General features: G+C 63.0%; 12 protein-coding genes. 5 read left to right on the top strand and 7 right to left on the bottom strand.

What is annotated here, in order from left to right; all coding sequences use genetic code 11:
• Positions 1 to 92: 92 nt before the first annotated feature.
• Together HCR76_RS04705 and HCR76_RS04700 are read left to right on the top strand one after the other, a co-directional pair.
• A complete protein-coding gene (locus tag HCR76_RS04705; RefSeq protein ID WP_166988693.1) occupies positions 93 to 1697 on the top strand; it encodes an acyl-CoA carboxylase subunit beta in 1605 nt (534 codons plus the stop codon).
• A complete protein-coding gene (locus HCR76_RS04700; protein WP_166990243.1) occupies positions 1697 to 1957 on the top strand; it encodes an acyl-CoA carboxylase epsilon subunit in 261 nt (86 codons plus the stop codon). Before HCR76_RS04705 ends, HCR76_RS04700 begins: the two co-directional genes overlap by 1 nt.
• A gap of 270 nt (positions 1958 to 2227) precedes the next feature.
• Here HCR76_RS04700 and HCR76_RS04695 read toward each other — a convergent pair whose 3' ends face one another.
• From HCR76_RS04695 to HCR76_RS04680, 4 genes are read right to left on the bottom strand one after another with little or no spacing between them, the layout of a single operon-like run.
• Entirely contained in the window at positions 2228 to 3235 is a 1008-nt protein-coding gene (locus tag HCR76_RS04695) for a DUF8320 family protein (protein ID WP_166988691.1), read from the bottom strand.
• On the bottom strand, positions 3232 to 4518 hold the full coding sequence (locus HCR76_RS04690) for a sensor histidine kinase (protein ID WP_166988689.1): 1287 nt from the start codon (positions 4516 to 4518) through the stop codon (positions 3232 to 3234). The genes HCR76_RS04695 and HCR76_RS04690 overlap by 4 nt, the downstream gene beginning before the upstream one ends.
• Positions 4508 to 5179, bottom strand: coding sequence for a response regulator transcription factor (locus HCR76_RS04685; RefSeq protein WP_166988687.1), 672 nt, complete (start codon positions 5177 to 5179; stop codon positions 4508 to 4510). The genes HCR76_RS04690 and HCR76_RS04685 overlap by 11 nt, the downstream gene beginning before the upstream one ends.
• A 52-nt stretch (positions 5180 to 5231) precedes the next feature.
• Positions 5232 to 6479, bottom strand: coding sequence for a class I SAM-dependent RNA methyltransferase (locus HCR76_RS04680; protein WP_166988685.1), 1248 nt, complete (start codon positions 6477 to 6479; stop codon positions 5232 to 5234).
• Positions 6480 to 6530: 51 nt separating this feature from the next.
• Between HCR76_RS04680 and HCR76_RS04675 the strand changes: the two genes are divergently transcribed.
• The 3 genes from HCR76_RS04675 (at position 6531) to HCR76_RS04665 (ending at position 10201) form a co-directional block, all read left to right on the top strand.
• Positions 6531 to 7184: a Maf family protein gene (locus HCR76_RS04675; RefSeq protein WP_166988683.1), complete on the top strand. Its 654-nt coding sequence runs from the start codon at positions 6531 to 6533 to the stop codon at positions 7182 to 7184.
• Between the two features lie 127 nt (positions 7185 to 7311).
• The gene (locus HCR76_RS04670) at positions 7312 to 9081 is read left to right on the top strand and encodes an acetyl/propionyl/methylcrotonyl-CoA carboxylase subunit alpha (RefSeq protein WP_166988681.1); all 1770 of its coding nucleotides are present in this window, start codon (positions 7312 to 7314) and stop codon (positions 9079 to 9081) included.
• A 160-nt stretch (positions 9082 to 9241) separates the two neighbouring features.
• Entirely contained in the window at positions 9242 to 10201 is a 960-nt protein-coding gene (locus HCR76_RS04665) for a type IV toxin-antitoxin system AbiEi family antitoxin domain-containing protein (RefSeq protein WP_166988679.1), read from the top strand.
• Positions 10202 to 10336: 135 nt separating this feature from the next.
• Here the strand turns inward: HCR76_RS04665 and HCR76_RS04660 are convergent, their stop codons facing one another.
• The 3 genes from HCR76_RS04660 to HCR76_RS04650 are packed head-to-tail and all read right to left on the bottom strand — an operon-like array spanning position 10337 to position 13181.
• Entirely contained in the window at positions 10337 to 11371 is a 1035-nt protein-coding gene (locus tag HCR76_RS04660) for a DUF2804 domain-containing protein (RefSeq protein WP_166988677.1), read from the bottom strand.
• Between the two features lie 2 nt (positions 11372 to 11373).
• On the bottom strand, positions 11374 to 12261 hold the full coding sequence (locus HCR76_RS04655) for a carbohydrate ABC transporter permease (protein WP_166988675.1): 888 nt from the start codon (positions 12259 to 12261) through the stop codon (positions 11374 to 11376).
• Positions 12258 to 13181, bottom strand: a complete 924-nt coding sequence (locus tag HCR76_RS04650) for a carbohydrate ABC transporter permease (protein ID WP_166988673.1) — start codon at positions 13179 to 13181, stop codon at positions 12258 to 12260. The genes HCR76_RS04655 and HCR76_RS04650 overlap by 4 nt, the downstream gene beginning before the upstream one ends.
• Positions 13182 to 13184: the final 3 nt, after the last annotated feature.

The raw sequence follows: 13184 nt of genomic DNA, 5'->3' as shown, positions 1-13184 counted from the left end.
CCGTATGTGTCGATAACCACCAAGACTTCCAGAACGGCTTGTCAGAACCCTCCAAGGGCATCACTGTGGGTTGCCAAGATAGAGTGAACGTCGTGACTCCAGACGACAGCTCGAACGAGCCCGATATCACCACGACGGCCGGAAAGCTCGCCGATCTCAAGCTCCGCTATCACGAGGCAGTGACGGCGTCGGGCGATTCTGCGATCATCAAGCAGCACGCCAAGGGCAAGATGACGGCCCGCGAGCGCATCGAGAAACTGCTCGACCACGGAAGCTTCGTTGAGCTCGACGAGTTCGTGCGCCACCGCACCTACGCCTTCGGCATGGACGCCAAGCGCCCGTACGGTGACTCGGTGGTCACCGGCACCGGCACGATCGGCGGCCGCCAGGTTGCTGTCTTCGCCCAGGACTTCACGATCTTCGGCGGCTCCCTCGGCGAGGTCGCGGGCGAAAAGATCATCAAGGTGATGGACCACGCCATGAAGTGCGGCGTTCCACTCATCGGCATCCTCGACTCGGGCGGAGCGCGCATTCAAGAGGGCGTCGTCGCCCTCGGCAAGTACGGCGAGATCTTCCGTCGCAACACGGCTGCATCCGGCGTGATTCCACAGATCTCCATCGTGATGGGCCCGGCGGCCGGCGGTGCCGTCTATTCGCCGGCGCTCACCGACTTCGTGATCATGGTCGACAAGACAAGCCAGATGTTCGTCACGGGCCCCGACGTCATCAAGACGGTGACGGGCGAAGACGTCGGAATGGAGGAGCTCGGCGGTGCCCTCACGCACAACACACGCTCGGGTGTCGCGCACTACCTCGCAAGTGACGAAGACGACGCGCTCGACTACGCTCGCACCCTCATCGGTTTTCTGCCCGACAACAACCTGTCTGACCCGCCGTCGTATTCGTCTGACTTCGATTTGGAAACGACGGATGCTGACCGCAAGCTCAACACAGTCATTCCTGACTCCCCCAACCAGCCGTACGACATCATCTCGGTGATCGAGCACCTCGTCGACGACGAGGAGTTTCTCGAGGTTCAGCCGCTGTTCGCGCCGAACATCGTGATCGGTTTCGCGCGCATCGAGGGAACGTCCGTCGGCATCATCGCCAATCAGCCGAACGCCATGGCGGGAACCCTCAATATCGAGGCGGGCGAGAAGGCGTCCCGTTTCGTGCGCTTCTGCGACGCGTTCTCTATTCCGATCCTCACGCTCGTTGACGTTCCCGGTTACCTTCCCGGAACCGATCAGGAATGGACCGGCGTCATCCGCCGCGGCGCAAAACTGCTGTACGCCTACGCCGAAGCGACGGTGCCGCTCGTCACCGTGATTCTGCGCAAGGCGTACGGGGGCGCCTACATCGTGATGGGCTCCAAGCAGCTTGGCGCCGATGTCAACCTGGCGTGGCCGACGGCAGAGATCGCCGTGATGGGCGGGCAGGGCGCCGTCAATATTCTCTACCGCAACGAAATCAAGAAGGCGGAAGAGAACGGTGAGGATGTCGCAGCGGTGCGCACCCGCCTCGCGAACGAATACACGTACAACGTCGCAAGTCCGTTCCTCGCTGCCGAGCGTGGAGAGCTCGACGGCGTGATCGAGCCCGCGGCTACCCGCGTGTCGATTGCTAAGGCCTTCCGGTCGCTCAAGGGCAAGAGGGCGCAGGTGCCGCCCAAGAAGCACGGAAACATTCCACTGTGATGACCCCAGGACGACACTCTGCACCCGTCACAGACGGTGAAGAAGCGCACCCCCACGGCGCGTTCCGCTTTGTGCGAGGAAACCCGACGGAAGAAGAGATTGCCGCAGTCAGTGCGGTGATCGCCTCCGCTGTCGCTGAGGCGCGCGAGTCTGGTCTGGCCAACGGAGAGCAGGCCCCGAGCGAATGGACGCGGTCACAGCGGCCCATTCGACACACGCTGACGCCAGGTCCCGGACGGTGGCGCAACTTTACGGCATAATGTGCCGTGCGCTTTCGCAAGCCACGGCTTGGGAAAGCGGGGGACCTTGTCCCCCAAAATGCCGACTAGCGTCGGTCGCCCATCCCCACAAGAATAGGAATTGCTAGGTGGCACTCTTTGAGTTTCACCATGAGCCGGTTATCCACCTAGGGAATGGATTTCTGGTTTGGGGGCGGATGAGAACGATATTCGGGTTGTCGTTGTCATCCGGGGCTTGAGGGGGACCGGAATTAGGGAGCCGGTCCCCCTTTTCCACGCCCGTGGATGCTGTCAGCTGCGCTCCCTCCGCGGAATCTCCAGCCACACGTCGACGTCGTCTTCAGTGTCACCGCTCTCGGGCGGCGGAGTACTCACGCCCACGATCGTCACTGCGGCATCCGATCGCACGGGTGCTGTGCGCACGATGAGCCGCTCCGTGTCTGCAGCGTCGATCGCCTCAGCGACGCGCGCGAGCACACGGTGCTGCTCTGCGGCATCCAGATCGTCGATCGTTCCCTCGTCGAGCAGCTGCACGACGATGCCCCTGCGACGGGCGGCGAGCGCCGCATCACGAACGCGATCGTTCACGAGTGCGCGACCGCGGATGTCATCACGCAGCCGCGCTTCGAGAAGGCGCGCCTGGTCTCTCTCAGCATCCGTCAGTCGCCCGGTAGCCAGCACCACATCGCGCAGCATCGGACCGGCGATGCGGCTCGCCGTCTCGAGGCGCTCACGTCGCTCTGAACGGTGAGCGTGCTGCGCGGCCTCCCAGCGAACCGCTTCACGCTCGGCATCCATCAGCTGCGTGGCGCCCGCCTCTGCCTTCTGCAGCGCGCCGGTCATCACGTAGGCGAGCACCACCCATGCGACTGCTCCTGTCACACCGATCTGCGCCGAACCCACGAATCCGCACCAGGCAACGGAGTAGATGACCAGAAACAGCGTTCCCGCCGCGGCCATAAGCTTGTGCCCTCGCACCATGAGGATCGTCAGAAGCGTGCCCTCGGCATTGGTGTGCCAAGTGGCGTAGCCGTTGTCTGCCGACGCGTCGAGCTGGCTCGTGACGAGCAAGGTGATGACGACGGTGCATGAGAACGCGAGCGCCGCGGCCCACGTGGGCAGGCCACGGCCGCCAAACGGCCAGAGCGCAAGCACAGTGATCACGCCATACACGCACAGTGCGACAATCACCGGAGCCGGATGCGTTGGCATGCCCATCGTCAGCACGCCTCGGGCGATGTGATACACGGAGAACACGGCGGCAAGGGCGACGAGACTCGACCGCGGAATGCTGTTCACGCTGACGCCTCCTCTGCGGACCAGCTCAGCACAACGATCGTGCCGTCGCCCGGTGCCGAGCGCACCTGGGAAGCACCCCCGACCGCAGCCATTCGCTCGACGATCGACACCCGAACACCAAGACGGTCGGTGGGAACAGCATCGGGATCGAACCCGATGCCGTCGTCAATCACCTCGATGGTCGCCATCGTGCGCGTGTTGGAGACGACCACACGGCGACTCACAGAACGGGGAGACCCGACCGGCCCCCCAGCGTGCTCCGCGCTGTTGACCATCGCCTGCACTGCGGCAAGCCCCATGGCGTTGGCGACCCCCTGCGGAACAACGGCGCCAGCAGACGCCTTGCTCTCCACCTGAAAATCGTGCTCCATCATTTGGGCAGCGATGCGCAAGCGCCCCGCCATCTCCTTGAGCGTCACGGATGATTCGTCGTCTGCCGGCTCGAAACCTGCCTCACGCAGCTCCGTCAGCGCGTGCCGCGCAATCTGCACAGCTGCGCGTTCCGCTTCAGCACCGGCTGCGCGTTCCGCGGCCTGAAGCGCCGCGAGCACGTTGTCGTGCACCAGGGCGTCGACCTCCACGCGTTCCGCCTCAATGGCGTGGGCGCGAACGGCTCGGTCATAGCGCACGAGCGCGGCGTCTCGCGCAGCATCCACTCGCCGTGCGGTCTGGCGAAACATCGCGACGAGCACAACAATCACCATTCCGAAGATCGCCCCGTACAGGGCATCGAGAATGCCGACGTCGATGTTTCTGAAGCCGAACGGACCAATGGAGCGCACGAGCCCGAACAGAATCGGAACGCCGATCGTGTATGCAACGGCCCAGACGACGGGAAAGGCAATGGCCGCACACGCCGTCGCCACGGTGAGCAGGTACCAGATCCATGGTTCGCCCGCCTGCCCACCGAACTGGAAGCTGGTGTAGGCGGGCCAGATGACAAGGGTTCCAATGTAGAACACGGCGAAGATCCCGGCGGCAATACGCAATCCACGTCGCAGAAGCCCCGTTACGACAACGGCGGCAAGCGGCACGAAAACCTGCACGAGAAGAATGATGCCGGCGTCGAGACTCTCCCCGACGGCCCGCTGCACAGACCGCGGTGCGGGCAGATCGGGTGTCATCATCGCGAATACGAGTGCTTGCGCTCCGAAAACGAGCACGGCGATGACCAGCACAAGCGAGATCATGTTCTCAACACGCGTGCTGGTGAAGACCCGCGAGCGGCGGCGCCCGGCTTCAAACGACGCGAGCACCGCCAGATCGCTGTCGCTAGCCGGCATCCGTTCCGCCCGGGTTGAGCTCGGGGAGAATGCCGTCTTCGACGGCGCGTCGCAGCAGGTCGACCTTTGTCGGCGCTGGGCGCCCCACCTCGATGTACTTCTTGCGGATGCGGTCGAGGTGCTGTTTCACTGTGGACGGCGCGACACCGAGTTCTGTGGCTACCTGCTTCATCGGCAGCCCCGACGCGTAGAGGTGAAGCACGTCGCGCTCGCGCCTGCCGAGCTGCACCGAGGCGAACTCCGAATCGGCTTCGATCGCACTCGCCCACTCGAGGTTGTTGAGCACGCCGCCCGAGGCTACCTGCTCGATCGACCCGATGACGACGTCGGTGGGCGATGACTTCGGAATGACGCCTGCTGCGCCCGCGGCAAGCGCCTGCCGCACCAGCGCAACGCGATCGGCGATGCTGTGAATGAGCACAGCAGCACCCGTCGCCTGCACGCGCGCGACGTTCGCTGTCACGTCACTGCCGTCACCGAGCGACAGGTCGAGAACAACGATGTCGACGGGAGACTCGTCCTCTGGAGTGTCGCGAACGGCCGCAAGATAGTCGTCGACGCTCGACACGCTCGTAGCGACGGTGTGCCCAGCACCCGTGCACGCTGCCTGAAGGCCAAGCCGCACAGACTCGTGATCATCGATGATCGCCACACTCACCATGGGACTCATCGTATCGGCAAATCACAGCCGTCTCGCGGACGACGGTCAGCGATCATCGGGCGCGCACAAACGACGCGACGGCCTCCACGTGATGGGTATGCGGAAAAAGATCGAAGGCGCGCAGGCTCGTGAGCTCATATCCGGATGCCGCAAAGGCACCGGCGTCCCGCGCGAGCGCAACGGGATCGCACGCGACGTACACGATCTGGGCCGGTGCGAGTTGGGCGAGTTGGGCGGTGACCTGCGTGCCTGCTCCCGCGCGCGGCGGGTCGAGTACGACTGTGGCGTCGCGAAAGGCGCGACGCTCGACAGCCGACAAGCGTGAGTGCAGGTGAGTGAGGTAGCGGTCGACGCGCGCCGTCTCGGCCTCGATGTTTCCCGCAATCAGGTTGCGTCGAGCGTGGCGTGTTGCACCGGCATCCGCCTCAACGCTCGTCATGCGCACGGTGTCGCCAAACCGATCCTGCACCGCAGCGGCGAGCAGCCCGACGCCGCCGTATAGGTCGAGGTTGTCAGCGCGCGGCTCAAAGAGTGCGCCGTCAATCGCGCGCTGCACGGCCTCGGTGAGCGTCGACGCCGCGCCGCGGTGAACCTGCCAGAAGCCGCCAGCGTCAACAGAGAACCCTCGGTCGCGCACCCGCTCGGTCACAGTGCCCGCGGCCTTGAGATCGTCGGCGCCTACGCACAGCAGAGGCTCCGAACCGCTGGGGTCGATCAGATCAATGGATGCTGCACCCTCGACGAGCGCGTCGAGTTCGATCAGCTCCGACAGTCGCGTCGTCGCCAGCGGAAGCGACGCGACGGGAACCACTCGATGGGAACGCGCCGCGTACGGGCCCATTCGACCGTTCTCATCAACGTGCAATCGCACGCGCGTGCGCCAGCCGAGGCCGCCCGCTTCGTCATCCCCCGCAACGGACTCCACATCAAAGTCAGGGGCGGCCCCTCCGGCAAACTTCTCAAACGCCTCACTCAGCACCTGGTTCTTGAGTGCGCGCTGGTGCTCAAGGGACATGTGGCCAAACTCGGCGCCGCCCGGGCGCTCGATCGGGTCGCGGTCGACGGAGGCCTCAGCCCACACGTGGTCGCGTCGATGTTCCGACGGCTCGAGCACGGCAATGGTCTCTGCACGCCAGAACGACTTCTTTCGTGCATCCGTGATACGGGCGAGCACCTTCTCACCGGGAATCGCATCGCTCACGAAGACAACGCGACCCTCATGGCGGGCGACGAAGATCCCTCCGTGCGCTACGTTGGTGATGTCGAGCTCGATGGGCTGTTCCGGCGCAGACGTTGGCATGCTTTCGAGCATGTCACACCCCGCGCCCTGTGCGCCGCCCGAGAGGACCTCATGCCCGTCTTTCACCTGGCCTCGACGTCGCCCGCTCGCCGAATGCTGCTGAAGCAAGCGGGCATCGACGCACATGCGTTCGCCCCCGATGTGGACGAGGATGCCGCCGTCGAGAGCGCCGAGCGCGAGGCCGGCGCTCCCCTTGCACCCGAGCAGACCGTTGAGCTTCTTGCGCGAGCGAAGGCGGAGGCCGGTGCCACCCTGCTGCGGCAGCGCGGCGAGACGAGCGGCCTCGTGTTCGGCGGCGACTCCGTGTTCGTGCTCGATGGCACGATCTACGGCAAGCCGCACACGCCAGACGAAGCGCGGCGACGCTGGCTGCTGCAGCGTGGCCGCACCGGAACGCTGTTCTCGGGGCACTGCCTGATCGACCTGGCGACGGATGCCGGCGCGCACAGCGTCTCGGCATCCGATGTCTCGTTCGCCGCCGACATGACCGACGGTGAGATCGACGCGTACATCGCGAGCGGCGAGCCTCTGAGCGTGGCCGGCGCCTTCACGATCGACAGCCTCGGGTCGGCATTCATCGACTCAGTGAGCGGCGACCCGTCGACGGTCGTTGGGCTCTCGATCCCGGCGCTGCGTCGTCTCGTGCGCGAGCTCGGCTTCGAGTGGACGCAGCTGTGGCAGACGCCGCCTGCGCAGGCGGGCTGACACGCGCGGGTGTTCACGCGACAGCATCCGCTCGTCGCCTGTTTGTGTGGCATATCCACCGTTTCCGCCGCATTTTTGTTGAGGTCGCCCAATTTTGCAGGCTCATGTCGGTTTAGGCTAGGGAACTGTGCCACGAATAACGAAGGTCCTGATCGCCAATCGCGGCGAGATCGCTGTCCGCATCATTCGCGCTGCTCGTGACTCGGGGCGTTCTTCGGTCGCGGTCTACGCCGACCAAGATCGCGACGCACTGCACGTCAAGCTCGCTGATGAGGCATACGCCCTCGACGGCACAACGAGCGCCGACACGTACCTCGTGATTGACAAGCTTCTCTCGGTCGCCCGCCGGTCCGGCGCTGACGCCGTGCACCCCGGCTACGGCTTCCTGGCCGAGAACGCCGACTTCGCTCGAGCCGTCATGAACGCCGGGCTCGTCTGGATCGGGCCGTCTCCCGAGGCGATTGAGCAGTTGGGCGACAAGGTCACGGCACGCCACGTCGCCGAGAAGGTGGGCGCTCCCCTCGCGCCCGGAACGCTCAACCCCGTTGAGAATGCAGATGAGGTGCTCGAGTTCGTCGACGAACACGGTCTGCCCGTTGCAATCAAGGCGGCGTTCGGCGGTGGGGGTCGCGGTCTCAAAGTTGCGCGCACCCGCGACGAGGTCGCCGAGCAGTTCGAGTCGGCAACGCGCGAGGCCGTTGCCGCGTTCGGCCGCGGGGAGTGTTTCGTCGAGAAGTATCTCGACAAGCCGCGTCACGTCGAGACCCAGTGCCTGGCTGACGCCGAGGGCAACGTCGTTGTGATCTCAACGCGCGACTGCTCGTTGCAACGCCGTCACCAAAAGCTCGTCGAGGAGGCTCCGGCACCGTTTCTCACCGACGCGCAGATCTCGAAGCTGTACGAGTCGTCGAAGGCTATCCTCGCCGAAGTCGGCTACGTGGGCGCGGGAACCTGTGAGTTCCTCATCGGCACGGACGGCACCGTGTCGTTTCTCGAGGTGAACACGCGACTCCAGGTGGAGCATCCCGTGTCTGAAGAAGTCACGGGGATCGACCTGGTGCGCGAGCAGTTTCGCATCGCCGAGGGCGGCACGATCGACTACGCCGACCCTGCGGCATCCGGTCACTCGTTCGAGTTCCGCATCAATGGGGAGGACCCGGGTAGAAACTTCTTGCCGCAGCCGGGCCCCATCCATGAGTTCCGCACGTTTGGTGGCCCCGGCATCCGCCTCGACTCCGGCGTCACAACGGGCGATGAGATCTGCGGTGCGTTCGACTCACTGCTTGGCAAGCTGATCGTCACAGGCAACAACCGTGCCGAGGCATTGGAGCGCTCACGCCGTGCTCTCGCGGAGTTCGAGGTGACCGGCATGCCGACGGTGCTGCCGTTCCACCGCAAAATCGTCAGCGACCCCGCCTTCACAGCCGAAGACGGCACGTTCGGCGTGTACACACGCTGGATCGAGACGGAGTTCAACAACGACATCGAACCGTGGGATGGCGAGCTGGGCGACCCAAAGCCCGTTGATGAGCGGCACAGCGTCGTCGTCGAGGTGTCGGGCAAGCGTCTTGAGGTGAGTCTGCCGTCGCGCATTCTCCCGACGGATGCCGGTTCGCACCGCGTCGCTCCCGCGGCCCCGAAGCGCGGGGGCCACGCACGCGCCACGTCGACGTCGAGCGGCAATGACGTTGCGGCGCCGATGCAGGCGACGATCGTGAAGGTCGTCGCCGAAGACGGGCAGAAGGTCGTCAAGGGCGATCTATTGCTGGTGCTCGAGGCGATGAAGATGGAGCAGCCGATTGCGGCACCGCGTGACGGCGTGGTTTCTGACATCAACGCGCCCGTCGGAACGACGGTCTCGTCGGGTCACCGGCTCCTCTCTATCGCTGACGTGTAGCCGGTTGAGCCAGAACGGAATCGGGGAGCCTCAAACGTGAGGCTCCCCGATTCCGTTCTGTAGCATCTCAATATCCGTCCACACGGTGTTCGCGTCGAAGGCCGTTCACATGCGAGCGCCGTCGGCAGCTCCCGTGCGCGAATCAAGCGATGATCGCGGTATGAACAGAGCCGAGGCCAACGAGATACTTATCCGCCACGCCGATTTCACCGCGAGCGGCCGTTCGCACAACCACCTCGTGCGCGCGGTGCGAGATGGCGAACTCGTGCGCATCGCCCCTGGCGTCTACATCCCGGCCGAGACATGGACGACGTCCTACCCAGATGCGCGCCACAAACTGCGGGTTTTCGCGCAACTGCCTCGACTCGGCGATGTTGTTTACTCGCATCACTCGGCCGCGTCCGTCCACGAGAGCAAGCTTCTCGGCTCTTGGCCTGATCGCGTGTGTGTCACAGTTCCACCGACAGGCAGCAAAAAGGGCGGTCGTTCATCGGGGGCGGTTACGCGCAAGATGGCTGAGCTCAGCGTCGACGACGTTGTCACGATCGACGGTGTCACTGTAACGTCACTTGCCCGCACAGCGACGGATCTTGCCCTCATACTTCCATTTACAGAGTGCGTCGCAATGTTCGATGCTCTTCGCAATCGGCGTCATCCGAGGCTCACACTCGGCGAGTTGACGGCTTCTCTCGAGTCGCAGTCGAAACGGCCCGGCTACTGGAGAGCGCTGCAGGCCCTCGCATTTTCGACGGATCTATCTGACTCCGTTCAGGAGTCACGCAGCCGTGTGCTCATTCACGAGCTCGGTTTCCCGCCGCCAGAACTCCAGTACACGCTGACGTGCGATGGCAGAACATACAGAGCAGACTTCTGGTGGAAAAGATATCGTCACTGGGCGGAGTTCGACGGCAAGGGCAAGTATCTCTCACCCGAGTATCAGAATGGGCGTTCAGCCAATGAGATCGTCATGACAGAGAAGCGCCGTGAAGACGCGATCCGCCGTCGAGTCGACGCATTCTCGCGCTGGGAGAAGCGAGACCTCGACGACCCTCGGCGGCTGCACCGCATTCTTTCATCGAACGGTCTTCCGGGTGAGGGGCGTCGGATGCTGCCTGCCTGAGCCGACAATCAGAGAACGATGTGCCTTGCCGCGCAGCACGATGGCATTGTCACTGACATGATCGCTCCTGTCGAAACGAGGATTTCGTCACGTCGCTGCCTTCTCTCCATCGCCGACGCGTAGAACTCTCCCGTTTCACCAGCGACGTTCGACTTCCTCGGCGTGGCCTTGTACATCGGAGAATGCGATCGTCGTGCCATCCTTCAGACGAATCTCTCCCGAGTAGTGTCCGAAGCAGGTATCACCTCGGCTCAAGACCACGACGCGATTGAATATGTTGTGCGCGTGACGGTATGGAGTGAATCGCAGCTTGACCGAAGGCCCCGTGATCGTCCATTCTTTCACCCAATCGGTCGGATCATATTTCCACACGAGGTGCTCGCTGACCTTTTGCAGATGCCCATCAATTCGAACCCAGTTCTCAGTTGACGGCGTTCCATCCGTCCATTTTCCCCCAAACTGCAGCCCGAGCGGTGTTCCGTCATCAGTCTCACCCGAACCCGCGCCCCAGTTCCAAAATGTAAAGTACGGCCATCGTCCCCGACCACGATCGTGCACAGCCGTTGCCGTATCGGCCGTGACGATGTGTTCCACGCCGTCGATTCTGATTGTGCCTTCCGGCCGGAGCCCATTGTCCTTCTTCGTGTATTGAAAGAGCTTGTCCGTCCAGGGCACCACGACGCCCATCGACTCGTGATCGGGGCCAGGGCCGACACGGAGACTGACGTGAATTCGAGGTGAGGTTGCCTCCAGTTCGGTCCCCACGCCTCGAGGAATGAATCTCACGCTCACGTCACGCTTCTGCGCATGCATGGGAGTTTGGTTATCTGGATCCCGCATCCCCGCATGCCCAGGAAGCCAAATGTTTCCACCTTGCCGGATCTCCACGTCGGTCGACCGATCCCAGTACGACAGGGATACGTTGGCGCGATAGTCGTGGTGGGAGATGTTGAGAGAGAGAATTCCCGCGGGAGTGGTGACGGCCCAATACTCGAATCTCTTGTTGCGACCCCACCCACGAAGGTTCGTGCTGTGCAAAGCCGATCGCGTCCAGCCGATAGCCGCGGGATTGAGCTCCCCCGAGGGAAGGCAGAGATCAACTCGGTCGGTGATCTCGTTCTCAATGATCGTCTCGCCGCCGGGAGACAAGCGTCGTATAGGCAGTTTCACTTTTATCCTTTCGTCGCACCTTCTGCAAGGCCGCGAATCAACCATTTCTGTACAAGCAGCACAAGGATGACGACGGGGACGACGGTGACCATCCCGGCTGCAGCGAGAGCACCCCAGTTCGCCCCGTTCTCGGTGTCCCCGGCCATCCCGGCGATCGCAACAGGGAAGGTCGTCGCGTTCCGGTTCGTCAGCACGAGTGCAAAAAGAAGCTCTTCCCAGGCGAGAACAATGCTGAAAATGAATGTGGAGAGCAGACCTGGAATGGAGATCGGCAGAATGATCCTGAAGAAGGCACCCATCCGGGAGCATCCATCAAGCATTGCGGACTCTTCAAGCTCTTTCGGCAGTGCGAGAAAGAAGCCGCGCATCAGCCACATCACATAGGGGATCACGAACGAGCAGTATGCAAGGATCAGGGTGATATGTGTGTCTGTGATCCCGAGATTTCGCGCGACGAGAAACATCGGAACTGCCAGGGCGATCGGCGGAACGCCTCGTGAGGCGAGAATAAGTGCTCCGATCGTCCCCGCTCCGCGAAGCTTGAGCCGGGCAAGCGCGTACCCAGCCATAGCGCCTGCGATGAGCGAGAGGGCCGATGATCCCACGGCAACGATTACTGTGTTCACCATCTGCCCGGCGAAGCCACCGCGGGTCAGAACGTCAATGTACTGTGCAATTGTCGGGTCAAAGAAGATCGTCGGCGGAATAGTGAAGATATCCCGCTGTTGTTTGAACGAAGTCAGAAGCATCCACGCGATAGGAAACAGAAATAGTGCGCAGGCGATGACTCCAGACCAGATCCGGAAGGCGTGCCCGCCCGCCCGTCGACGAGGGCGACGAGTGGTGCTGCGTGCCGCGCCCACAGCCGCGCGAGTATCAACGGCGCTCATAATCTGTCCTCCAGCTTCTTACTTCCCCACAGAAACACGAACGTCAGGACCATGGTGAGTACCAGAACGATGATGGCCATCGCCGACGAAGTGCTGAACTCAAGAAGTTGAAATGCCTGCCTGTAGATGTAGAGATTGACGACATTTGTCGCTTGCCCCGGCCCGCCATTCGTCGTAGCAACGATGACGTCGAACATCTTCACGGCCCCCAACCATCTGACGACGAACGTCGCCGCGATGATCGGTGCGAGCATCGGTAGACTGATCGATTTGAGCGTCTGCCACCAGTTGGCACCATCAACGGCAGCAGCTTCGAAGACATCGCGGGGTAGTGCGAGAAGCGCCGCGGCAGCGATGAGGACGACGAAAGGCACAGATCGCCAGGTATCGATGATGACAATGCTGATCATGGCCATTCCGGCATCGCCGAACCAGTCGATCGGTGCAACGCCGAAGAGCCCCAACACCCACGACACAACGCCCCATAGGGGGTCGAGCAACATCTTCCACATCCCGCCGGAGACCACCGGGGCGACAACCATCGGCACGAGAAAGAGCGCTCGGATGATTCCTCGTCCTCTCCACTCGGCGTTGAGAAGGAAGGCAATCCCAAATCCGAGGACGATCTGAAGCGGTAGAGCGAGCACCAGGTAGACGCCGGTCACCGTCAGAGAGTTTGCGAAGTTCTCATCGTGCATCACATCTTCGTAGTTCTTTGCCCCAACCCAGTCAGACGGTGCGAAGGTCGCCAGGTCGAAGTCAGAGAAGCTGATCTGCAGCGTGTACAAAAGCGGGTACGCGAGCACCGCAATCAGAAGGAGGGCGGCCGGCGCGACGAAGGTCCACCTGCTGAAAACATCTCGCAGCTGGGTGCGTCGCCGCGACCGGTGCGGTTTGAGCCCTGAGTGCACGGCCGTCATGCG

This window comes from Paramicrobacterium chengjingii (assembly GCF_011751765.2).
Classification (GTDB): Bacteria; Actinomycetota; Actinomycetes; order Actinomycetales; family Microbacteriaceae; genus Paramicrobacterium; species Paramicrobacterium chengjingii.
This window is presented reverse-complemented; position numbering and strand designations above follow the sequence as displayed.